This window comes from Rhodococcus sp. NPDC003318, assembly GCF_042879035.1.
Taxonomy (GTDB): Bacteria; Actinomycetota; Actinomycetes; order Mycobacteriales; family Mycobacteriaceae; genus Rhodococcus_G.
In genome coordinates, this window is record NZ_JBIAOU010000003.1 from 360476 (window position 1) to 383412 (window position 22937).

The window sequence follows — 22937 nt, forward strand, 5'->3', positions numbered from 1 at the left end:
ACCTCGCTGTGCTACCCAGTTGCTCGTGCAGTCCCCACAGAGCGAACCCGCCGTCGGATCCACTCTCGCCACCGTCCGCGCCCGTGCCTCCGCCCTCGCGCCGAGTGAACGCCGAGTAGCGGACGTGTGTCTGGCCCGTCCCCGCGAGGTCGCGTGGTGGTCGGCCGCGGACCTCGCCGAGCACGCGTCGACCTCGACGGCGACGGTGGTGCGGGCCTGCCAGAACCTCGGGTTCACCGGCTTCCAGCATCTGCGGATGCTGCTGCTGCGTGACCTCGGTGGCGCGGTCGAGGGCGACGCGAGCCAGGCGTCGCCGGATTCGGGGATGGGCCTGATGCGGACGGTGTTCGAGGAGGTCGCCCGCGACCTCGGTACCGCTCTCGCCCCGCTGGACGAGGAGTCGTTCGACGCCGCGGTGACGGCGCTCGCGCGGGCCCGTCGGGTGCTGGTCGTCGGCAACGGCGGCGCGTCGGCGCCGTGCGCGGGCGCCGTCGCCTTCCGGTTCGTGCTGAACGGGCGCCCGGCGGAGGCGCCGGTCGACGCCGTGGTGCAGCAGCTCACCGCGCGCCATCTGTCGGACGAGGACGTGTGCCTGGCGATCAGTGACAGCGGGATGAACGCGTACACGCTGGAGCCGGTCGAGGCGGCACGCAGCGCGGGCGCGACCGTCGTCGGTGTGACCGGGCACGCGCGCTCGACGCTCGTCGACCGGTCGGACATTGCGCTGGTCGTCGGGGGTGCGGGACCGTACAGCGCGCACGGGGTCTCGTCCACGGTCGTGATGCTCACTTTCCTGATCGGCCTGCAGGTGGCGGTGTCGAGGAATCGGGACGGCTCGGACGAGGCGGCGGAGGCGAGCCTGAAACAGGTTGTGACGCTGCTCAATCCGAAGGAGTGACGGGAGTGGCGACGGTCGGCAACCGTTGCCCCGAGTATCACGAAAGGTTGGAACGGCATTCGACGGCCGTTCACCTGAGACTGGCTAACTACCGATGTAACAGGAATCCCAAACGAGCCGAGTTTGGGTAACGCCATTTCATCGGGAGTTGAGCATGGGCAGCATTCGGATCGAGGGCCTGAGCCGGAAGTTCAAGAACGTCACCGCGGTCGACGACATCTCGATGGACATCCGCGACGGCGACTTCCTCGTCCTGCTCGGACCGAGCGGCTGCGGGAAGACCACCCTGCTGCGCATGATCGCCGGCCTCCTGGAACCGACCGGAGGTCGAATCCTGCTGGACGGCAACGACATCACGTCGACGCCGGCCAAGCGGCGCGACGTGGCGATGGTCTTCCAGAACTACGCGCTGTACCCGCACCTGTCGGTGGGCAAGAACCTCGCCTTCCCGCTGCGGATCCGGAAGGTCGCCAAGGACGAGACCGCGCGACGCGTCGACGAGGTCGCCCAGCAACTGGACATCTCCCACCTGCTCGACCGCAAGCCGAAGGAACTCTCCGGAGGTCAGCGTCAGCGCGTCGCCGTCGGACGCGCGATCGTCCGCAGCCCCAAGGCATTCCTGATGGACGAGCCGCTGAGCAACCTCGATGCGAAACTCCGCACCGCCACCCGGCGGGAACTGACCGACCTGCACCGCAGGCTCGGAGCCACGTTCGTCTACGTCACGCACGATCAGGTCGAGGCCATGACGATGGCCACTCGGATCGCACTCCTCAACGGCGGCCGGGTCGAGCAGATCGGCACGCCTGAACAGGTTTACGACACCCCGGCCTCGGTGTTCGTCGCGGGCTTCCTCGGCAGCCCGCCGATGAACCTGCTGCCCGCCACCGTCGGCACCCGCGGCCGGACGGTCGTCGCGTCGGGCGACGGTGTCGAGGCCGAACTGTGGCCGGGACAGTCCCCGCAGCGCGCGGTCACACTCGGCGTTCGGCCCGAACACCTGCAAGTGGCGGGCATCGTCACCGGCACGGGACTGCGCATGACCGCGCGCGTCGAATCGATCGAGAACCTCGGCAGCGAGCAGATCGCGTACTGCAGGGTGGGTGACGCCGCGGTGTGCGTGCGCGCGCCCCGCCCGATCGCCCTGCTCGCCGGACAGGACGTCACGTTGACCGCGCCCGTCGAGCGGGTGCACCTGTTCGACGGTGACACCGGCCGACGCCTCGAATGGCTCGACGTTCCCGAGATGACCGAGTTCGACGCCCAACTCCTCAGCAGGTGACCCCACCTCCTGCTTTCCTCCCCCGCACCGTATTTCCCCTCACCCCAGGAGTCCTGTAAGCATGCGTACAACCAAGTGGCTGGCCGCCGGGGCACTGTCGGTCGCCGCGCTCACCCTCGCCGGCTGTGCCACCGGCACCGTGGACGCCGCGTCCGGCGAAGCCGGCCAGACCATTCCCGAGCTCGCTCCGGATCAGAAGGTGGAGATCACCTTCGAGTCCTACAACCTCGCGCAGGCCGGTGTCTGGACCGACACGATCACCGGACTGATCGACGACTTCGAGGCCGAGCACCCGAACATCACGGTCAAGGCTCAGCCGCCTCAGGGCGGCTCCTCGGCGACCGCGAGCAGCGTCCAGACCCAGCTGCTCGCCGGGAATCCGCCCGATGTCGCCCAGATGACCTTCGACACGGTCGATTTCTCCGTCAACCAGCTCGGCGCCCAGAACCTCGACAAGCTCGTCGGCGAGGACGCGGTCGAGGAGAACTTCGGCGGCGCGCACCCCTTCCACCCGCGGGCGAAAGTGCTCGGCGACTGGAACGGCGCCACGTACGGCATGCCGTACGTCTTCTCCACCCCGGTCCTGTGGTTCAACGCGACTGCGCTCGAGAAGGCCGGCGTGCCCGCTGACACCGACCTGTCCACCTGGCCGGAGGTGACGGAGGTGGCGAAGAAGATCACCGCCGCCACCGGCAAGCCCGCGCTGTCGATCAACTGCTCGGTCAAGGGCGGCAACTGGTGCATGCAGGCGCTGTTCAAGTCGACCGGCGGCGGCGTTCTGTCCGACGACCGCAAGACCATCGAATTCGGTGAGACCGCCTCGGTCGAGGCCGTCACCGAACTTCGCAAGATGTTCGATGCCGGCGTCCTCGCCAACCAGGCGGCCACCGCGCAGGGCGAGGCGTTCATGAAGGGCGACACCGCGATCACCCTGACCACCTCCGCGTACCAGGGCGCGTTCATCAGCGCCGCCAAGAACGGCGGCTGGGAACTGAAGGCCGCCGAGATGCCCGCCTTCGACGGCCACGACGCGGTCCCCACGAACTCCGGATCGGGATTGTTCATCTTCTCGCAGGACCCGGCGAAGCAGCGGGCCGGCTGGGAGCTGATCAAGTTCATGACCTCCGACCACGCCTACACCGAGATCTCCAGCAAGATCGGCTACCTGCCGCTCCGCACCTCGCTGACCGAGGACCCGGCCGCGCTCGAGCCCTGGGCCGACGCCAACCCGCTGATCGAGCCGAACCTCGCGCAGCTCGACCGCCTGCAGCCGTGGGTGTCCTACCCCGGCAACAGCTACGTCCAGGTCGACGACATGCTCGCGACCGCCATCGAGGAGTCCGTCTTCTACGGCAAGGATCCCGCCGCCACCCTGGCCGCCGCCCAGGAGCGGGCGCAGGACCTGATCTCCTGATCCGACCACCAGAAAGCACATCACCATGACGAGCACCCTGCCGCTGCGCGCGGCGACCCGACGCCTGCCTCTGGCGGGGACCTACAACTTCCGCGACGTCGGAGGTTACGCAGTGGGCGAGCGTTTCACACGCTGGGGCAAGCTGTTTCGCTCCGATGCACTCCATGCCGTCGACCAGACCGGACGAGACACCCTCGCCGGGCTCGGCCTCGGACTCGTCGTCGACCTCCGGGAGAACGACGAGCGGGAAACCGCGCCGAACGCTCTGAACGGGGTCGGTCACCGCGACGTGCACGTGCCGGTGTACGACGGGCCCATCGAGTACACGGCGTCCGATCATCCGGGTGCAGCTTTCGACCTCGAGGGACTCTACCTGCAGATGCTCCGCGAGCACGGCGGCGCGCTCACGAACGCCGTCCGGTTGATCGCCGCGTCCGGTGACGCCCCCGTCCTCGTGCACTGCACCGCGGGCAAGGACCGCACCGGCCTCGTGGTGGCGCTGACCCTCTCCGCGGTGGGTGTCGACGACCGCGACGTGATCGCCGACTACGCGCTGTCCGAGACGATGCTCCACGGCGAGTGGGCCGACGCGATGCTGGCGTCGTTCCGTGACCGCGAGCTGCCCGACGGTTTCGACGTCGAAGGCGTGGTCTCGGCGAGCCCCGCGCCGCTGATGCGGCGCACCCTCGCCGTCATCGAGGCCGACCACGGCGGCGCCCGCCGCTACCTTCTCGCCCACGGCATGACCGAGTCCGAACTGACCGATCTGCGGGCCGCAATCCTGTCCTGAGGCACTTCGTGCCCGTGCGCGAGTTCGGTGGCCGAACTCGCGCACGAGCGGCGGAGCCGCCTGCTTCCGAACAACCCCGTCCGAAGGAAGAGACCATGAGCGAGTACGGAAATCCCGACCACTACATCCTGCACGTGAGCGACACCCACTTCGTCGGTGACGGCGAGCTGCTGCACGGGAAGGTGGACAGCGACGCGAAGCTGGGTCGCCTGTTCGAGCGTCTGGACCGTACCGGGCAGCGCCCCGAGGCGATCGTGTTCACCGGCGACCTCGCCGACGCCGGCAACCCGCAGGCGTACGTGCGGTTGCGTGAGATGGTCGAGCCTGCGGCGGCGAAGCTGGGTGCCAAGGTGATCTGGGTGATGGGCAACCACGACAGCCGGCCCGAGTTCCGCGCCGGGCTGCTCGACGCCGAGCCGACCCAGGAGTCGGTGGACATCGTCCACGACATCGACGGTCTGCGGATCATCGCCCTCGACAGCACGGTTCCCGGTCAGCACCACGGCGAGATCACCGACGAGCAGCTCGACTGGCTGACCGACGTCCTCGCCACCCCGGCACCGCACGGCACCCTGCTCGCGCTGCACCACCCGCCGGTCCCGAGTCCGCTGGCGCTGCTCGAGTACGTCGAGCTGCGGGACCAGCGTCGGCTGGAGGACGTGCTGCGCGGCACCGACGTCCGCGGCATCCTGGGCGGCCACCTGCACTACTCGACCACCTGCACGTTCGCGGACATTCCGGTGTCTGTGGCATCGGCGACCTGCTACACGCAGGACCTGTTCCCGGCCGGCGGTATGCGTGGGCAGGACAGCGGCCAGTCCTTCAACCTGGTGCACGTGTACCCGGACCGCGTCCTGCACACCGTGGTGCCGGTCGAGGTGGGCCCGACGCTGTACGAGATGACCACCGAGCAGATGGCGGCCGTGCAGAACATGACGACGGAGGAGGCCCTCCGTTTCATGTCCCAGCCCGTCGCGCACTAGCCGGTCCGTAGCCGAGGAGATCACCATGCTTGTCGAAATGCCAGCTGCCGCATCGGCTGCGAAAGCGGGAGGTGCCGGGCAGCGGCCGAGTCGCCTGCCCGCTCTGCGACGTCAGCTGGTGCCGTTCGCGTACCTGGCGCCGGCGCTGGCGCTGTTGGTGGTGTGGATCTACAAGCCGCTGGCCGAGACGATCGGGCTCTCGTTCTACAAGTGGAACATGATCCCGACGTCGCCGAAAGTGCCGGTGGGACTGGACAACTACACCACCGTGCTGGCGTTGCCCGAACTGCACCAGGCATTGTGGAACACGGCGGCGTACATCGCGGCGTTCATGGTGTTCTCGCTCGTGCTGCCCGTCGGCATCGCGCTGCTGAGCAACCAGGTGACGGGCCGGTCGAAGACGTTCTACCAGGCGTTGATCTTCGTTCCGTTCCTCGTGACTCCGGTTGCGAGCAGCGCGATCTGGCGCTGGTTGTTCACCCCGGACACCGGCACGATCCCGCGCGTCGCCGCCACCATGGGGTTCGAGATGGGCGACGTGTTCCGCGATCCGAAGGTCGCGCTGATCGGTGTCGTGGTGGTGGTGGGCTGGCAGATGCTCGGATTCGGTGTCCTGGTCGTCGCGGCGGGCATGGCGGGTATCAACCCGGACTACGCGGCGGCCGCGTCGCTGGACGGCGCCTCACAGGCGACGATCACGCGCAGGATCATCCTTCCGCTGCTCTCGCCGACGCTGGTGTTCCTCGCACTGATGACGATCCTGCTCAGCGCCCAGTGGACGTATCCCGTGATCGACATCCTCACCCAGGGCGGGCCGAGCGGGTCGACCACCAACATCTACTACCTGCTCTACGAATTCGGTTTCCGGAACTTCGACGCCGGACTCTCGGCGGCCGCGGGCACCCTCTTCTTCCTGGGTTTCGGTGTGATCGCGTTCGTCTTCGTCCGGCTCTCGGACAAACTGAGTTTCTACGACAACTAGGTGACACCAATGTCCTTCGTCATGGTCGACGCGCCACCGCGTACCACCCCCGTTTCCGCCGAACCCGAACGCCGGGTCGGCGACGAGCCCGTCGGGTCCCGCACCCGCGGGAGGATCGCCGCTGGCCACGTCCTGCTCGCGATCCTGGCTCTGCTGAGCATCTTTCCCGTCTACTGGATGTTCGCGACCGCCTTCCGCCTACCGCAGGACATGCTCTCGTCTAGCCCGATCCCGTGGCCGCTGAGCGTGGAGAACCTCCGGTACGTGTGGGACACGATCCCGATGGCGTCCATGCTGGCCAACACGTTCGTGATGGCCGCGGCGATGGCGGTGAGCCAGCTCGTCGTCGCGATCCTCGCCGCGTACGCGTTCGCGCGCTGGAACTTCTTCGGCAAGCAGGTGCTGTTCCTGCTGTTCGTCGGGTCGTGGCTGGTGCCGTTCCAGGTCACCATGATTCCCAACTACCTGCTGATCTCGCAGATGGGCCTGCTCGACACCGTCGCCGGCGTCGTCATCCCGAACCTGTGCTCCGCCTTCGGTGTGCTGATGCTGCGCCAGCACATGGAGGCCTTCCCCACCGAGCTGCTCGACGCGTCTGCGATGGACGGCCAGAGTTCGTGGGCGACCCTGTGGAAGGTGGTCGTGCCCAACATGAAGCCGGCGCTCGCGGCCCTCGGCATCATGCTGTTCATCTCGGCCTGGAACGAATACCTCTGGCCCGCACTGGTGTTGCGGAAGTCCGACGCGCTCGTGCAGATCGGTATCCGGAGCTTCCTGGGCGCGGAGGGCGACAACTGGGGCGCGGTGATGGCGGCGTCCGGCCTGGCGTGCCTGCCGATCTTCCTGATCTACCTCTTCCTGCAGCGCTACGTCGTCGACGCGTTCGTCCGCTCCGGACTCAAATAGCCGACTCAACAATCCGAGGAGCCTTCGTGAAGATCGTCCAGATCAGCGACACCCACCTGACCGCACACGGCGGCCGGACACAGGAGAACTTCGAGCGCGTCGTCGACCACGTCAACAACCACCTGCGGCCGGACCTCGTCGTGCACTCCGGTGACATCGTGATCATCCACCCCGACGACGCAGCCGACCGTGCACACGCGCGAACACTGATGGCGGAGTTCACCGCCCCGGTCCTCGTCGTGCCCGGCAACCACGACATCGGTGAGCCCGGCGCGGCCCCCTGGGCGGGGATCGGTGTCACCGACGAGCGGGTCGCCGCGTTCGAGTCGGTGTGGGGCACCGGCCACTGGCGCCACGACGCCGGCGGCTGGACGGTCCTCGGCCTCAACAGTGAGCTCTTCGGCTCCGGCCTGGGCCGGGAGGCCGAGCAGTGGGCCTGGATCGAGAACACCGTCGCGGACCTGCCGGCCACCGCCCGGGTGATCGTCTTCCTGCACAAGCCGATCTGGCAGGTGGCCGACGAGCCCACCGATCACAACCTCGACATCGGCGAGTCCCGCGCCCGGCTGCTCGACCTGCTCGGGACGGTCTCCCTCGCCGCGGTCGGCAGCGGACACCTGCACTGCTACCGGCAGACCCGCCGCGGTGAGACGCTCGAGGTGTGGGCCCCGGCCACCGCGTTCGTCGCCGGGGACGGTGACACGTTCGCCGGCCCGCTCCACCAACTCGGCATCGTCGAATACGACTGCGCCGACGGCACCGTTCGCGCGGGCTACCGGTCCGTGCCCGGCCTCGACGACGTGTCGGCCACCGGGGTTCCCGAGGTGATCGCGGCGATCACCGCGCTCACCGACAGCCCCGTCGGCTGACCCCGGATCCGCGGGGACGGGCGGCGGCTGCTCCGTCGGCGCTGTTGACAGCGCCGACGGCGAGGGCCACGCTCGAACGAGTCCGGTTCGGCGAGGAGGCGGGCATGGCCACTGCGGTGACGGTTCCCGATTCGGTGCGTGCCCGCGTCGCGCTCGGTCCCGAGGCGGCGCGGGCGCCGGTCACCGACCCGACACTGGGGATCGCGGTTCCGCAGACCCACCGGGGCGAGCCGCCGCACCGGCTGGTGACCATCGGGGACTCCATCACCCAGGGCTTCCAGAGCGGTGCCGTCTTCCACACCGATCTGTCCTTTCCGGCGATCATCGCGTACGAGCTCGGCTGGCTGGAGCGGTTCCGGTTTCCGCGGTACGGCGGACCGGGCGGCCTGCCGTTGAACGTGGAGCTGATGCTGCGGGAGGTGGAGGCCGAATTCGGCACGCAGCCACGGATCTGGCAGATGCCGCTGGTGCTGTACCGGGTCCGGGAGTTCATGGACGAGGTGGAGGACTACTGGGAACGGGGTCCGGGGACGCGGCTGCCGGACCTGTCGGGGTACCTGCACAACCTGTCGGTCTACGGATGGGATCTCCGGGACGCGCTGAGCAAGACCGCGGAGACCTGCGCGGCCGCCGTCGCGGCGCCCAACGACGCGCTGATCGACCAGATCGTGCAGAACAACGCCGAGCGGGCGGCGCTGCGGGTGTACCCGAGGTGGGCGACGAAGCAGCGGACGATGACGCTGTTCGACGCCGCCGCGGCGCTCGGGGACGATCACGACGAGAGCACCGAGGCCGGCATCGAGACCCTCGTCGTGTTCCTCGGCTCGAACAACGCCCTGCGCAGCGTCACCGACCTCCGGATCGACTGGAGTGGACCGGATTTCGCCGACCTCACGGCGAAGAACAGGTACACGGTGTGGTGCCCGGAGCACTTCGCATCCGAGTTCGCGCAGGTCGTCGACGCGGTACGCGAGATCAACGCGCGGCACGTGATCTGGTGCACCGTCCCCCACGTGACGATCGTGCCGATCGCCCGCGGCCTCGGCGGCAAACTCGCTCGCGGGTCACGCTACTTCCGGCACTACGCGCGGCCGTGGGTGCGTGACGAGGACTTCGACCCGGACGTGGACCCGCACATCACCGGCGAGCAGGCGCGGGAGGTCGACGCCGCGATCGACATGTACAACGACGTGATCGAACGCGCCGTCCGGGAGGGCCGCTCGGGAGCATCGGGGCCGCCGCGGGACTGGTACCTGCTCGACACCGCGGGCATTCTCGACGCCCTCGCCTCCCGACGCTTCATCGACGATCGCAGCATGCGGCAGAACCCGACGCTGCGGCCGGACTGGTGGCAGCGGTACCCGCTGCCGCCGCCGCTGCGGGCGTTGCGTCCGATGCCCAACTCCCACTTCCTCGTCGGTGACGGCCGCGGCGGCCGCGGCGACGGTGGACTGTTCTCGCTCGACGGTGTGCACCCGACGACGGTGGGGTACGGCATCGTCGCCCAGGAACTGATCCACATCATGACCCGGGCGGGCGTCGAGTTCCGCACCGCCACCGGCGCCGTGCGCACCCCACCCGTGGCGGTCGACTTCGATCGGCTGATCGCCCGCGACACCCTCGTCCGCACCCCGCCGCAGAACGTCGGGACGACCCTCGAGACGCTCGGCTGGCTGGATCAAGTGACGGACTGGGTGCAGCGCGTGGTCGGTCGGAAGGTCTAGGCCGTGGTCGCGTGCACCTCCCGGATCAGGACCTCGGCCGGTTCGGTGACGGTGGCCCGCTGACCTCTGGAAGCGGTGAGCCGCAACGCATCCCCCTGTCCGAGCGGCCCGACTCCCTCGACGTCGACGGTGCCGCGGGTCACGAACAGGTGCCCGTACGGCCGGGATACACGACACCGCAGTGGCCGGTCGAATCCTGGTGTACCAGTGACCCGCTCACCACCCAGGTCACGATCTCCGTGTCGCGGTGCTGGTGGGTGTCGAACCCGCTGCCCGCTTCGACGACGTCCTCGTTGTTGACGAGCAGGACCCCGTGCGCGTACCGGGCGTGGTCGAAGTTCCCGGCGAACGGGAAGCTCTGGCGGGAGTCGAGCCATCCGTAGTGCTGGCGGGCCCGATTGCCCGCCCGCCGGATCTCCGTCCCCGCCACGGTCACTCCAGGCTCTCGTGGGCGGCCGGGATCGACCCGAGTCGACCGGCCTGGAAGTCCTCGAACGCCTGGATGACCTCGGCCCTGGTGTTCATCACGAACGGGCCGGCCATCGCGACGGGTTCGCGAATCGGCTTGCCGCCCAGGATGAACACCTCCAACGACTCGGTGCGGGAATCCTGCGTGTCGGCGGCCGCGATCGTGATCGTGTCGCCGCGGTGGAACTCGTCGCCGACCCGCTCGCCGCGACCGAACACGGCCAGCTGTCCCATCCGGATCGGCCGACGCTCGGCGCCGACAGTCCCGTCGCCGGCGAGGACGTAGGCGAGCGCATTGAAGTCGGGGTTCCACGGCAACGTCACGCTGGCGCCGGGCGCGATGGTCGCGTGCAGCAGGGTGATGGGGGTGTAGGTCGAGCCCGGCCCCTGATGGCCGTCGAGGTCGCCGGCGATGACGCGGATCAGTGCGCCGCCGTCGGGGGAGGAGAGCAGTGCCACCTTGCTGCCGGTGATGTCCTGGTAGCGGGGCGCCGCCATCTTGTTGTCCTTCGGCAAGTTGACCCAGAGCTGCACTCCATGGAAAAGGCCGCCGCTCGTCACGAGTGCCTCCGGCGGGGCCTCGATGTGCAGGATGCCGCCGCCCGCGGTCATCCACTGGGTGTCGCCGCCGCTGATCACGCCGCCGCCACCGTTGGAGTCCTGGTGCTCCATCGTCCCGTCGATCATGTAGGTGACGGTCTCGAAACCACGGTGCGGGTGCCACGGGGTGCCCTTCGGCTCCCCGGGTGCGTAGTCGACCTCGCCCATCTGGTCCATGTGGATGAACGGGTCGAGGTGGCGCATGTCGACGCCGGCGAACGCGCGCCGGACGGGGAAGCCCTCGCCCTCGTACCCGGTGGGTGCGGTGGTCACGGCGAGGACGGGACGGGCGGTCGCGCCCGGCGCGGTCTCGGCGACGCGCGGCAAGGCGAGGATGTTGTCGACGGTCACGGCGGGCATGCTGCGCTCCTCGGATCGAGTAGTTGATTTATCAACTATCTTCACCGTAGCTCAACGCACTCGATCGCCGGCTATTCCCCGGGCCCCGCGGCGGCACGCCGGTCAGGGCAGCAGCACGAACTTCCCGCGCGGATGGTCGCCCTGCAGTTCGATGTGGGCGCGGGCCGCGTCGGCGAGGGGGAAGGTCTTCGCGACGGTGACGTCGAGTCCGCCGCGGCCCGCGAGTTCGACGATCTCGAGTCGCGCCGCACGCCGGATCCGGGCACTGTCGGGGTTGTTGGCGCCGATCGCGTGGAAGCCGTCCCGCTCGGCGCGGCCGAACGCGAGGATCGTGACGACCCGGTCGCGGTCGTGGACCAGGGCGAGGGAGGCGTCGACGGCCTCGTCGGTGCCCGCGGTGTCGACCACAGCGTCGACACCGTCCGGGGCGAGCTCGCGGAGCCGGCCCTCGAGGCCGTCGCCGTATTCGACCGCGGTGACGCCCAGTGCCCAGAGGTGCTCGTGGTTCCGCGCCCGCGCGGTGCCGATCACGGTGGCGCCGCGCGCGAGTGCGAGCTGCGCGGTCGCGGTGCCCACGGATCCGGACGCGCCGTGGATCAGGAGGGTGTCGCCGGCCGCGACGCGGACCGTTGTCAGCGCGTCGACCGCGGTGGTCCCGCTCGACAGCAGGGCGGCGGCCTGCTCCCAGGTGAGATTCTGCGGTTTCGCGAAGGTGACCGCGGCCGGCACCGTGATCAGTTCCGTGTAGGTGCCGGTGCCGGGATCGACGATCACCTCGTCGCCGACGGCGATCGGTCCGGTCGGGCCGACGGGGTCGTCGCCGACCGCCACGACCACACCGGACGCCTCGATCCCGGGCCGTACCGGCAGGTTCGCGGGATCGGCGCCGACGGCACCGCTGTACACCTTGTAGTCGAAGGGGTTGACGCCGACTGCGCGCAGCCGGACCTGCACCTGCCCGGGTGCCGGATCCGGTACGGCTTCGTCGACGACGGTGAGTACTTCGGGTCCACCGAACGCGGTCGCTACGACTGTCTTGGCCATGTCCGGCCAACCGTGCAGCCGTGGGAACTATTCCCTCGCGTGCACCTTTTGCACCAGGGATAAATTTGGACTGAGTGCAAGTTTCGTCGTAGTATGGCAGGGTGACCCAGGCATCCGGGCTGCGCGCAGCCAAGAAGCTCGAGACGTGGCGTGCCCTGCGCGCTGCCGCCATCGAGCTGGTGAGCGCCCGGGGATTCGACGCCGTGAGCGTCGAGGAGATCGCCGCCGCGGCCCGCGTCTCCAAGAGCACCCTGTTCAACTACTTCGACTCCAAGGAGTCGGTCCTGCTCGACCCCGACCCCGAGGACCCGGCACGGTGGCGCGCGCTGGCCGCGGCCCGGCCGGCGGACGAGCCGATGTGGCACTCGCTGCGTGAGATCATCACCGCGACGGCATGCCACGACGAGGGCAAACTGCTGTTGCGCAAGGCGATGATCGAGCAGTGTCAGGCGCTGCTGGAACCGGCGATGGCCGCCAGCGCGCCGTTCCGCGGCTTCGTCCGCGAATGGGTCACCGCGCGCGTGACCGACGAGATGGTCGCCGCCCTGGTGGTGAACTCCACGTTCGCGATCGTGCACACCGCGTATCGCTGCTGGCATCCCGACGACGGTGTGCCGCAGTTCGAGACGCTCGTGCGACGCGGCTTCGACGTCGTCGGGCGGGGCATGGTCGCGCTGAGCGAAAATCCTGCAACCGCACCGGAGTCGACGTGACCACCCTGTTGGAGCGGCTCCAGGGGCTCGAGCCGCTCGTCGTCTACCTCGTCGTCAGTGCGTTCGTGTTCGTCGAGGACGCACTGTTCATCGGGTTCGTCGTCCCCGGCGAGACCGCCGCGATCGTCGGCGGCGTGATCGCCAGCCAGGCCGACGTCAACCTGTGGGTGATGGTCGCGGTGGTGATCGTGGCCGCGATGCTCGGAGACACAGTCGGTTTCGGGATCGGCCGCCGCGTCGGTCCTCGAATCCTCAGGTTCCCGTTCCTGTCGAACGGACGCCTCGACGGCGCCCAGGACATGCTCCGTCGCCGCGGCGGGCCCGCCGTGTTCTTCGGCCGGTTCGTCGCGTTCATCCGAACCGTGATGCCGGCCCTGGCCGGGATCAGCGGCATGCCCTACACGCGGTTCCTCGCGTTCAACGCCGTTGCCGCGATCATCTTCGGAACCGGCAACGTACTGCTCGGCTTCTTCGCCGGAAACTCCTACGAGCGTGTCGAATCCGCGCTCGGCAGCGGCGCCTGGCTGCTCGTCGCGGTGGCCGCGGTGCTCGCCCTCGGGTGGTGGCTGCGCCGCCGTTTCAGGCGTACCTCCAGCGGGTCTACGCCGCTCGCCGAGCCTGACGACTCGGCCGCCCCGATGCCGGTCGCCGGGCCCTGACAGCACCGGACGTGGCCGGCGGGAGTCGCCACAGAGGACTCTCAGAGTTGGGCCGGTCGCACTCTTACATACCGTCCGTACGGTCTCGACCATGGATGTCGCCGTCGAACCCGTGTCCCGTCGTCGTCGCCTGTGGGCGGGAGTGGCGGTGATCGCTGTCCTCCTCGTCGCCGCTGCGGGAGTCGCTGCGGGACTGCGTTCTCCGGTGACGCCGCCGCGCCTCGTCGCCGTCGTCAACGACGACACCGGGGCCGCCGCGATCGGCGAGCGCGTGGTCGCCACGCTCGCGCAGTCCGACGAGTTCGACTGGGAGGTGGTCGACTCCGCGGCCGCCACGACCCCCGACCACCTGGCCGTGGTCACCATCCCCGCCGACTTCTCCGACGCCGTGGTCTCACTCGGCACCACGACGCCGCGGCAGGCGGAACTGACGCTGACGCGGGGCAGTGCCGCGGACGACGGCGCCATGTCACGCTTGACCGCAGCGGTGTCCGAGGTCACGTCCGCCACCGGCATCGGAAACCTGCTCGCCGGGATGGCGTCGGCGCGTTCGCAGTTGCAGCAGGCAATGCTGCCGGCGCAGGTCCTGACCGGCGCGACCGCGGCCGCCGACGCCCAGGCGCAGCGCATGCTCGCCGGCGTCGACGACATCCTCCCGTACCTGGAGACCGCGAACGCCGGGGCGAACCAACTCGTCGACGTCGCGGGCCAGGTGTCGGGCATGGTGCAGCAGGCGCGCGGCCCGGCGACGGAACTGTCGGCACGACTGACCGAACTCGACGTCACGATCGGCGACGTCACGGCTGGGACCGAGCGCCTCCGCACCGGAATCGACGCCCTCGCCCGCAGCGTCGAGGGGTTCGACGCCGGCGTCGCGGCATCGCTGGACCGGACGTCGGAGGACCTGACGGCGCTGTCCACCCAGCTGACGGCGATCACGGGATTGCTCGGATCGGACGTGGGCCCCGGGACGGACCTCGGCGCCGCGCTGGCCAGTGGTTTCGGTCAGCTCGAGAGCGTCTCCGCGCAGCTGTCCGGCGCGGGCAGCCAGTTGCAGACGGGGATCGGTCCGATCGCCGAGCAGGCACCCCAACTGCTCGGCAGCGCGGAAGACGAGATCCTCGGAGCGGTCACCCAACTGAAGACGGTGTCCGCACAGTTGAGTGCGCAGCTGACGGCGGGTGTCGACGCGATCCCGGCCCGCACGGCCGGACAGCAACGGGCGATGTCGACGACGATGGCGGCGCCGGTGGCGGTCGTGGACACCGGTGGCGTCGCGGCGAGTGCACTGTTCGACGTCCGCAACCTGATGGTGCTGTTCGCCGGTACCACGGTGGCGCTCGGAGCGGTGTCGGCCTGGATGCTTCTGCGGAACCGGACGGCGCCGAACGCCTCCCGGGCATCGGTCGTGGGGTCATAGTGAAGGCATGGCGAAGATTCGGGTACTGAGCACGGCCACCGCCGTGGCGGGCGTGATCCTGCTGGCGGGCTGCGCGGGGGACACCTCGTCGGGCGGCTCCGACTCGGTCCCGCCGGGCATCAGCACGCAGGGCGTGGGGACGGTCACCGCCTCGCCCGACACCGCGACGGTGGTGCTCGCGGTGCAGACGCAGGACAGCACCGCGAATGCCGCGCTCGCCGCCAACGCGGAACGGGCGACCGCGCTGATCGCGTCCCTCGAGGCCCGGGGTGTGGACTCGAAGGACATTGCCACCAGCGGCCTTTCGATACAGCCGACGTACGCGGCCGCGTCGACGGACATCACGGGATATCAGGTGACGAACCAGGTGACCGCCACCGTCCACGCCATCGACGGCGCCGGTGCACTGATCGACGGTGCGGCCGCTGCGGCCGGGGATGCCGTTCGGGTGCAGCAACTGTCGTTCTCGATCGGTGACGACAGCGCGTTGCGGGCCGAGGCGCGCGCGAAGGCCGTCCGGCAGGCGAAGGCGCAGGCCGGGCAGATCGCGGACGCCGCCGGAGTCGAACTCGGCGGTGTGCGGTCCATCAGCGAGATCGCCGCGGCGACACCGGCGCCCGTCCCGGGCCGGGTGATGTCCGACCAGGCCGCCGCGGCGCCCGTCGAACCCGGAACGCAGGAGCTGACCGTGACGGTCGCGGTCGTCTACGACATCGACTGACCGGCGGAACGCAGGGCGGCGACTCCCGCCTCGGCGTAGGCCGCGTCCTCGTCGGGGGAGGCCCCGCTGACACCGACCGCCCCGACCACGGTTCCCTCCGCCCGCACCGGTATCCCGCCGGGGAGGGTCGTCACCGGCTGCGCGGTCTGGGCGGCGATCAGCTCGAGCAACTCGGGGTAGTCGGCCCGCAGGCCGGCCAGATTCCCGGACGCGACACCCATCAGCGCCGTCGTCGCGGCCTTCGCGCGGGCCACGCCCGTGGTGAACCAGGCGGCGCCGTCGCCGCGGACGACGAGCACGTCGTGCCCACGGTGGTCGACGACGGCAACGCTGATTCGCTTGTTCTGCGCCGCAGCGGCCGCCAGTGCCGCGTCCACGGCGGCTCGGGCCCTGCCCAGATCGAGTTCGGTGTCCATCGGGCGACCGTACCGCCTGGTTCGGCGCGGCGAGGTCTGCTGCCGCGCACGCGTGCCACGAGGGCTCGTCGGGTCCACGGCAGGTGGGGTGTTGACACCGGCGAGTGCTGTCGATCACAATCTGGAGCAGAAGATGACATGACTGTCACGTCACAATTGCTCACACCCATTCACCCGGTGACCCGAGGAGAGCTCTGAAAATGCTGGTCAGCGACATCGTCGAGTACGGCGCGCGGAAGCATCCCGATCGGATCGCACTGCGATTCGAGGACGAGACGGTCGATTACGCCGAGTTGCGTGACCGCAGCCGGCGACTCGCGAACGCACTGCTCGGGGTCGCGGCTCCGGGGGACCGCGTCGCGATCCTGTCGGCCAACTGCACCGAGTACTTCGACTGCTACTACGGCGTCCCCATGGCCGGGATGGCGCTGACCATCCTCAACTTCCGCCTGCACCCGGACCAGATCGCGGCGCTGCTCGCACACTCCGAGGCCACCGTGCTCGTCGTCGGCGCCGAATTCGCCGACGCGGTCACCGAGATCCGGCACCGGATTCCCTCGGTGCACACCGTCGTCGTCATCGGCGGCACCGGCGCCGATTCCTGGGACTCGTTCGTCGGTGGGGCGTCGGCGGAGGCGCCGGCGACACGGCCGTCGCCGGAGGACATCGCGTGGATGGTGTACACCAGCGGCACCACCGGCATGCCGAAGGGCGTGATGCTCAGCCACCGCAACCTGGTCAGCGGCATCACCTCGTCGGCGCTGCAGTGGGCACTGCCCGAGGGCACCGTCTTCCTGTTCTGCTTCCCGCTGTGTCACGTCGGCGGCTACGTGACCCTGCTCAACCACCTGGTGGGCAGCACGGTCGGGATCCTGCGCTCCTACGACAACGCCACCTTCCTGCGTCTGGTGGAGGAGTGGAAGGTCACCCAGACCGGGCTGGCACCGACCATGATCAACTTCCTGCTCCAGGATCCCGCGCTGGACGGCCACGACCTCGGAACCCTCGAAGCGATCGGATACGGGTCGTCCGCGATCCCGGCGGCCGTGCTGCGGGAGGGCCTCGACCGGCTCGGGTGCGACTTCTACCAGGGCATGGGCATGACCGAACTCGCGGGCAACGTCCTGCACTTCGACCAGGAGGCGCACCGTCGTGCCGCGGACGGCGAGACCGAGCTGCTCGCAGCGGCGGGAAAGCCGATGCGGCTGGCCGATATTCGCATCGTCGACGACAACGGGGTCGACGTCCTCGTCGGTCAGGTCGGCGAGATGATCGTCCGGTGCGACCAGGTGATGACCGGGTACTGGCGCGACCCGGAGGCCACCGCAGCAGCGTTCACCGACGGCTGGTTCCACACCGGCGACCTGGTGCGTCGCGACGCCGAGGGATTCGTCTACATCGTCGACCGCAAGAAGGACCTGATCATCAGCGGCGGTGAGAACGTCGCCTCGCTCACGGTCGAGCAGGCGCTCTACCGGCACCCTGCGGTGGCAGAGGCGGCGGCGATCGGGGTCAAGGACGAGACCTGGGGTGAAATCGTCTGCGCGGTGGTCGTTCTCCGCAAAGGGGCGACGGCGACCGCCGACGACATCATCGCCGGCTGCCGCGAGCACATCGGCGGATTCCAGGTACCCAGGCGTGTCGAGTTCGTCGAAGTCCTGCCCAAGAACGTCACCGGAAAGATCCTCAAGCGCGACCTCCGCGACCGCTTCTCCCCGACGGCGGTCTGAGGTAGATCCGTTGTCCCCGGCGGCGACACGACGGTGTCGCCGCCGCTGCGCGCTGCCCGAAAAGCCCGTCTCTGCACGGAACCCGCCCGACGCGCCGGTTTCGGATGCTCACCCCACCACAACCAACGGAGCGATCATGAAACGCACTCTCGCCGTGGGCCTGTCCGCCCTGTGCGCCACCGCCGCGCTGACCGCGTGTTCCGGTCGTGAGAACGCCGCCGCCGCGGGCGACTGCGACCCCGGAATCACCGACACCGAGATCAAGTTCGGCACCAGCCTCATGCAGTCCGTCGCCGGTCCGCAGGCCACCGCGGCGACCGCGCTGTTCGAGGAGATCAACGCCGCGGGCGGAGTCGCCATGGGCGACGGCAAGTCCCGCAGAATCGTCTACACCGCGATGGACGACGGCTACGACCCCGCGCGCACCGTGAGCAACGTGCGCTCGCTGGTCGAGCAGGACCAGGTGTTCGCGATTCAGAACCTGATCGGCACCGCGTCCACCCTCGCGGTCGTCGACTACCTGACCCAGAAGGACGTGCCGCTGGTGTTCCCGATGACCGGCACCGACGAGCTGCTCGCCACCCACGACGAGCGTCCGGTCGTGGCCGGTGCGGTGAACCCGCAGAGCAGCTGGGAGGTTTCGGAGCGGGCGCAGCAGATCCTCCGGGACCACCCGCAGGCGAAGATCGCGGTGCTGTACCCGAACGACAGCCTCGGCAACGGCAGCCTCGGCGCCCTGAAGACCGCGCTCGAGGGCAGCGGCACGCAGATCGTCGCCGAGCAGTCGTACGAGCAGACGACGCCGTCGGTGGACTCGCAGATCGTCAACCTCGCCAACTCCGGCGCCGACGTGTTCGTGAACTTCGCCACCGCCAGTTTCGTGACGCAGTCGCTGAAGAAGGCGCACGAGTTGAGCTGGAAGCCCGACACCTACATCTACTCGGGCGCCACGGACACGAACTTCGTCCTCGCGCCCGCCGGACCGGGTGCCGCCGAGGGGATCCACTCGTTCTACTGGATCTACGACGTCAGCAGCACCGAGCACGACGCCGTCCCGGGTGTGCAGAAGTGGCGGGCCTTCGCCGACCGCAACGCCGGCAAGGTCAAGACCACCGACACCATCGCGGCCACCGGCTACAACACAGCGCAGCTGCTGGTGACCGCCCTGGAACAGATGAAGGGTTGCACCCGCGCCGATCTGCTGGACGCCGTCTCGAACCTGAAAGGTGTGACGACCGACCTGTCCATCGAGGGCATCACCTTCGACACCTCGCCGGACTACCCGTACGCGATCACCTCGATGGCGCCCATGACGTTCCGCGGCGGCAGTTGGCACTACGACGCTGTGGTCACCCGCAGCGCCGAGGGATGACCGCGGTGCCGCACGCGCAGCCGGCGGCCGGTCCCACCGGCGGGGTGCCCGCGCTGCGCGTCGAGGAGGTCCGGCTCCGGTTCGGGGGCGTCGTCGCGCTCGACGGGCCCTCGTTCACGATCGAACCGGGGCAGATCGTCGGGTTGATCGGCCCCAACGGGGCGGGCAAGACCACCCTGTTCAACTGCATCAGCGGTCTCTACCGACCGGATTCGGGTCGAATCACGTTCGGGGACAGCGATCTGCTCGGTCTGCCCGCCGACGGAGTCGCCGACGCCGGGATCGCACGGACCTTCCAGAACATCGGCCTGTTCCCGACGATGTCGGTGGTGGACAACGTGCTCACCGGCGCGTACTCCCGCACCCGGGCCGGTTTCGTCCGCACCGCGCTCGGACTGCCGCTGACCCGGCGGGAGGAACGGCGTGAACGCGACGCCGCGTGGTCGCTGCTCGAGTCGATGAACCTCGCGCACGTCGGACTCGAGCCGGCGGGCAACCTGCCGTACGGCACGCTCAAGCGGATCGAACTCGCCCGGGCGCTGATGCAGCGGCCGACGCTGCTGATGCTCGACGAACCGGCGAACGGGCTCATCCACGAGGAGGTGCTCGAGCTCGCCGACACCGTGCGGGCGCTGCGGGACGAGCGCGGGTTCTCGGTGTTGCTCGTCGAGCACCACATGGCGATGGTGATGTCGATCTCCGACCGGGTGGTGGTGCTGAACTTCGGTCAGAAGGTCACCGAGGGTGAGCCCGCCGAGGTCGCGGCTCATCCCGAGGTCGTCGAGGCGTACCTGGGAGGTGCGGCATGAACCTGCTCAGCGTCGAGGGGCTGCACGCCCGCTACGGCAGCGCGGAAGTGCTGCACGGCATCGACTTCGAGGTGCCGGCCGGTGAGGTGACGGTGGTGCTCGGCGCGAACGGCGCCGGCAAGACCACCATCCTGCGGTCGATCTGCGCGATGGTGCACACCACCGGGCGGATCGTGTTCGACGGACGCGACATCGCCGGCATGCGGACGGATCGGATCGCCCGCCTCGGCATCGCGCACGTGCCGCAGGGACGCGGGACGTTCGGCGACCTGACCGTGGAGGAGAACCTGCGGATCGGCGGATTCACCACCTCGTCCGCCGCCACCGACCGGGCGATCGAGCAGTGGTACGACTTCTTCCCGCGGCTGCGGGAGCGGCGTCGGCAGTTCGCGGCGGGACTCAGCGGCGGGGAGCAGCAGATGCTCGCCATCGCCCGGGCGCTGGTCGCCGGGCCACGGCTGCTGCTGCTCGACGAGCCGTCCCTCGGCCTGGCGCCCCGCATCACCCAGGAAGTGTTCCGCGCACTCGGTCGGATCAACGAGGAAACGGGGACAACGATTCTCGTCGTCGAGCAGAACGCGCACCTCGCCCTCGAGATCGGTTCGACCGCGGTGCTCGTCGACGCCGGACGGGTTGTCGCCCAGCGCCCCGCCGAGGGCCTCGCACACGACGAGTCGGTGCGCCGCGCCTACCTCGGCTACTGAGCACAGGAGTTTGGTCATGCAGGTGTTTCTTCAACAAGTGGTGGACGGTCTGACGTGGGGCGCGCTGTACGCCGCGTTCGCGCTCAGCATCGTCCTGGTGTACCGAGCGTCCGGAATCGTCAACTTCGCCCAGGGTGAGATGGCGATGATCTCGGCGTTCTTCGCGTGGCAGTTCCACCAGTGGGGTGCCCCGCTGTACCTGGCGATCCTCGGGGCGATGGCGGTGGCCTTCCTCTTCGGGGCACTCACCGAGCGTGTCCTGATCCGGCCGCTGGCCGGCTCGCCGAACCACATGCCGCTCGTCATCATCACCCTCGGGCTGATGCTGGTGCTCAACAGCGCGGCCGGGTGGATCTGGGGAGTGCAGAGCAAGGAGTTCCCCGCGATCGTGGCGGGATCGGTGATCACCCTCGGCCCCGTCGTGATGTCCCGCCAGTCCGTGGTGATCGTCGCCGCCGTCGTCGTGGTCGCGGCGCTGATGTACGGGCTGTTCCAGCGGACGAGGGTGGGGTTGGCCATGCGGGCGGCCGCAGGCAACCCGGACTCCGCCGAACTGATCGGCGTCCCGGTCGGCCGGATGCTGATGATCGGGTGGGGACTGGCCGCCGCGATCGGCGCGCTCGCGGCGTCGCTGGCGGCACCGCAGTTGTTCCTCCAGCCGAACATGCTCGCCGCATCACTGATCTACGCGTTCGCGGCCGCGGTGCTGGGCGGCCTCGACAGCCCGGTCGGCGCGATCGTCGGCGGCCTGTGCGTCGGGGTCGCCGAGAACCTCGCCGGCACATACGTCTCATGGATCGGCCACGACTTCAAGCAGGCGGTGGCACTGGCCCTCATCCTCGGGGTGCTCCTCCTCAAGCCCGAAGGACTGTTCGGCGCACGAAAGGTGGCACGGGTATGAGAATTCTCGAACACTTCCGCCGACCGAGGGCGGAACTCGATGCGCCGCTGTGGCTCTCGCGCACCACGGTGGCCCTGGTCGTCCTGGCCGCCGCGGTGGCGCCACTCGTCTCGGCGCCGTACGTCAACTTCGACCGTTCGATGGTGCTGGTGTACATCGTGGTCGGGCTCGGCTTGAACCTGCTGACCGGCAACACCGGTCAGATCTCCCTGGGGCACGGGTTCTTCTTCGCCCTAGGTGCGTACCTGAGCGCCGTGCTGATCGAGAACCACGGTGTGCCCTACCTTCTGCTGATCCCGCTCGCGTTCGCGGTCTGCTACGTCGTGGGCTACCTGTTCGGACTGCCCGCGCTGCGACTGCACGGGCTCCAGCTGGCGCTCGCCACACTGGGTTTGGCGCTGGTGACACCGTCCGTCATCAAACGGTTCGAACACGTCACCGACGGCCAGGCGGGCATCAACATCTTCGCGGCCGAGGCACCCGAGTTCACCGGCCTCGAACGGGACCAGTGGGTGTACTACCTGTGCCTGGTCGTGGCCCTCGTCGCGTACCTGGTGGTGCGCAGGCTGGCCACGGGCCGGATCGGGCGCTCGCTCATCGCGATCCGTGACTACGAAGCGGTCGCCACCACCCTCGGTGTGCCCGCGACACGGACCAAGACCACGGTCTTCGCGCTCAGCGCCGCACTCGCCGGCGTGGGCGGCGTGCTCTACAGCTTCGTCGTCCAGTACGTCGGACCGGAGGCGTTCGGGCTGCCGCTGGCGATCGCGTTCATCGTGACGATCGTCGTCGGCGGACTCGGCACCGTCCCCGGAGTCGTCTTCGGTGCACTGTTCGTCGTGTACGTCCCGCAGTGGACGGCGGACATCAACCAGTCGGCCGCCGGTATCACCTACGGTGCCGCGCTGATCCTGTTCATCTTCGTGCTCCCGTACGGGATCCTCAGTCTGGTCCGGTGGGGGCTCGGTCCGCTCGTCGCGCGAATTCCCGGACGGCGCAGGGATGCCCGGGCGGCGACGATCCCGCGTGACGCCGAGCCCGCACTGGTCACCACCTCCTGAACAGGTGCCCGATCGCGTCGAAAGATGCGGCGAGGACCACACCCACGGTTGCAGCCGGGGGTGTGGTCCCTTCTCGTTTGCGGATCCGCCCGAGAATCCGGAGCCGGAATC

Annotated in this window: 22 protein-coding genes and 1 pseudogene; 19 read left to right on the forward strand and 4 right to left on the reverse strand. The window is 69.2% G+C overall.

Translation table 11 applies throughout. The features are described from left to right. The first annotated feature begins 25 nt into the window (after positions 1 to 25). From ACFYVR_RS09095 to ACFYVR_RS09135, 9 genes are all read left to right on the forward strand, one after another. Positions 26 to 898 (forward strand): MurR/RpiR family transcriptional regulator, encoded by an 873-nt coding sequence (locus tag ACFYVR_RS09095; RefSeq protein ID WP_387471880.1) that lies wholly within the window; start codon positions 26 to 28, stop codon positions 896 to 898. 154 nt (positions 899 to 1052) lie between these two features. Further along, entirely contained in the window at positions 1053 to 2180 is a 1128-nt protein-coding gene (locus tag ACFYVR_RS09100; protein WP_387471882.1) for an ABC transporter ATP-binding protein, read from the forward strand. 61 nt (positions 2181 to 2241) lie between these two features. Next, the gene (locus ACFYVR_RS09105) at positions 2242 to 3594 is read left to right on the forward strand and encodes an ABC transporter substrate-binding protein (protein ID WP_387471884.1); all 1353 of its coding nucleotides are present in this window, start codon (positions 2242 to 2244) and stop codon (positions 3592 to 3594) included. Between the two features lie 25 nt (positions 3595 to 3619). Further along, the gene (locus ACFYVR_RS09110) at positions 3620 to 4384 is read left to right on the forward strand and encodes a tyrosine-protein phosphatase (RefSeq protein WP_387471886.1); all 765 of its coding nucleotides are present in this window, start codon (positions 3620 to 3622) and stop codon (positions 4382 to 4384) included. A gap of 95 nt (positions 4385 to 4479) precedes the next feature. Continuing rightward, positions 4480 to 5367, forward strand: a complete 888-nt coding sequence (locus ACFYVR_RS09115) for a phosphodiesterase (protein ID WP_387471888.1) — start codon at positions 4480 to 4482, stop codon at positions 5365 to 5367. Between the two features lie 25 nt (positions 5368 to 5392). Then, positions 5393 to 6349 (forward strand): carbohydrate ABC transporter permease, encoded by a 957-nt coding sequence (locus tag ACFYVR_RS09120; protein WP_387471890.1) that lies wholly within the window; start codon positions 5393 to 5395, stop codon positions 6347 to 6349. Positions 6350 to 6358: 9 nt separating this feature from the next. Next, a complete protein-coding gene (locus ACFYVR_RS09125) occupies positions 6359 to 7255 on the forward strand; it encodes a carbohydrate ABC transporter permease (protein ID WP_387471892.1) in 897 nt (298 codons plus the stop codon). Between the two features lie 26 nt (positions 7256 to 7281). After that, positions 7282 to 8124: a metallophosphoesterase family protein gene (locus tag ACFYVR_RS09130; protein ID WP_387471894.1), complete on the forward strand. Its 843-nt coding sequence runs from the start codon at positions 7282 to 7284 to the stop codon at positions 8122 to 8124. A 104-nt stretch (positions 8125 to 8228) separates the two neighbouring features. Then, positions 8229 to 9848, forward strand: a complete 1620-nt coding sequence (locus tag ACFYVR_RS09135) for a hypothetical protein (RefSeq protein ID WP_387471897.1) — start codon at positions 8229 to 8231, stop codon at positions 9846 to 9848. Here ACFYVR_RS09135 and ACFYVR_RS09140 read toward each other — a convergent pair. The 3 genes and pseudogenes from ACFYVR_RS09140 to ACFYVR_RS09150 all read right to left on the reverse strand — a co-directional run bounded on the left by ACFYVR_RS09140 (position 9845) and on the right by ACFYVR_RS09150 (position 12320). Then, positions 9845 to 10284: pseudogene (locus ACFYVR_RS09140) on the reverse strand (pirin family protein). The gene ACFYVR_RS09135 and the pseudogene ACFYVR_RS09140 overlap by 4 nt on opposite strands. Then, the gene (locus ACFYVR_RS09145) at positions 10281 to 11276 is read right to left on the reverse strand and encodes a pirin family protein (RefSeq protein ID WP_387471899.1); all 996 of its coding nucleotides are present in this window, start codon (positions 11274 to 11276) and stop codon (positions 10281 to 10283) included. The pseudogene ACFYVR_RS09140 and the gene ACFYVR_RS09145 overlap by 4 nt, the downstream one beginning before the upstream one ends. 102 nt (positions 11277 to 11378) lie before the next feature. Next, the gene (locus tag ACFYVR_RS09150; protein ID WP_387471901.1) at positions 11379 to 12320 is read right to left on the reverse strand and encodes an NADP-dependent oxidoreductase; all 942 of its coding nucleotides are present in this window, start codon (positions 12318 to 12320) and stop codon (positions 11379 to 11381) included. Between the two features lie 101 nt (positions 12321 to 12421). Between ACFYVR_RS09150 and ACFYVR_RS09155 the strand changes: the two genes are divergently transcribed. The 4 genes from ACFYVR_RS09155 (at position 12422) to ACFYVR_RS09170 (ending at position 15833) form a co-directional block, all read left to right on the forward strand. After that, on the forward strand, positions 12422 to 13033 hold the full coding sequence (locus tag ACFYVR_RS09155) for a TetR/AcrR family transcriptional regulator (RefSeq protein WP_387471903.1): 612 nt from the start codon (positions 12422 to 12424) through the stop codon (positions 13031 to 13033). Next, positions 13030 to 13692 carry a DedA family protein gene (locus ACFYVR_RS09160; protein ID WP_387471905.1) on the forward strand — a complete coding sequence of 221 codons (663 nt, stop codon included), beginning with the start codon at positions 13030 to 13032 and terminating at the stop codon, positions 13690 to 13692. The genes ACFYVR_RS09155 and ACFYVR_RS09160 overlap by 4 nt, the downstream gene beginning before the upstream one ends. Before the next feature lie 91 nt (positions 13693 to 13783). Then, complete coding sequence (locus tag ACFYVR_RS09165) at positions 13784 to 15112, forward strand: hypothetical protein (protein WP_387471907.1); 1329 nt, start codon at positions 13784 to 13786, stop codon at positions 15110 to 15112. Between the two features lie 7 nt (positions 15113 to 15119). Beyond that, positions 15120 to 15833: an SIMPL domain-containing protein gene (locus tag ACFYVR_RS09170; protein ID WP_387471909.1), complete on the forward strand. Its 714-nt coding sequence runs from the start codon at positions 15120 to 15122 to the stop codon at positions 15831 to 15833. On the opposite strand, the gene ACFYVR_RS09175 is transcribed toward ACFYVR_RS09170, so the two are convergent. Next, on the reverse strand, positions 15818 to 16249 hold the full coding sequence (locus ACFYVR_RS09175; protein WP_387471911.1) for a heme-binding protein: 432 nt from the start codon (positions 16247 to 16249) through the stop codon (positions 15818 to 15820). The genes ACFYVR_RS09170 and ACFYVR_RS09175 overlap by 16 nt on opposite strands. 200 nt (positions 16250 to 16449) lie before the next feature. Between ACFYVR_RS09175 and ACFYVR_RS09180 the strand changes: the two genes are divergently transcribed. The 6 genes from ACFYVR_RS09180 (at position 16450) to ACFYVR_RS09205 (ending at position 22826) form a co-directional block, all read left to right on the forward strand. Further along, positions 16450 to 17979: a long-chain-fatty-acid--CoA ligase gene (locus tag ACFYVR_RS09180; protein ID WP_387471912.1), complete on the forward strand. Its 1530-nt coding sequence runs from the start codon at positions 16450 to 16452 to the stop codon at positions 17977 to 17979. A 136-nt stretch (positions 17980 to 18115) separates the two neighbouring features. Then, positions 18116 to 19351: an ABC transporter substrate-binding protein gene (locus tag ACFYVR_RS09185; RefSeq protein ID WP_387471914.1), complete on the forward strand. Its 1236-nt coding sequence runs from the start codon at positions 18116 to 18118 to the stop codon at positions 19349 to 19351. Further along, positions 19348 to 20160 carry an ABC transporter ATP-binding protein gene (locus ACFYVR_RS09190; RefSeq protein ID WP_387471916.1) on the forward strand — a complete coding sequence of 271 codons (813 nt, stop codon included), beginning with the start codon at positions 19348 to 19350 and terminating at the stop codon, positions 20158 to 20160. The genes ACFYVR_RS09185 and ACFYVR_RS09190 overlap by 4 nt, the downstream gene beginning before the upstream one ends. Further along, positions 20157 to 20864 carry an ABC transporter ATP-binding protein gene (locus ACFYVR_RS09195; RefSeq protein WP_387471917.1) on the forward strand — a complete coding sequence of 236 codons (708 nt, stop codon included), beginning with the start codon at positions 20157 to 20159 and terminating at the stop codon, positions 20862 to 20864. Before ACFYVR_RS09190 ends, ACFYVR_RS09195 begins: the two co-directional genes overlap by 4 nt. A 16-nt stretch (positions 20865 to 20880) precedes the next feature. Next, positions 20881 to 21765 carry a branched-chain amino acid ABC transporter permease gene (locus ACFYVR_RS09200; protein WP_387471919.1) on the forward strand — a complete coding sequence of 295 codons (885 nt, stop codon included), beginning with the start codon at positions 20881 to 20883 and terminating at the stop codon, positions 21763 to 21765. Further along, the gene (locus ACFYVR_RS09205) at positions 21762 to 22826 is read left to right on the forward strand and encodes a branched-chain amino acid ABC transporter permease (protein ID WP_387471921.1); all 1065 of its coding nucleotides are present in this window, start codon (positions 21762 to 21764) and stop codon (positions 22824 to 22826) included. Before ACFYVR_RS09200 ends, ACFYVR_RS09205 begins: the two co-directional genes overlap by 4 nt. The last annotated feature ends 111 nt before the right edge of the window (positions 22827 to 22937 follow it).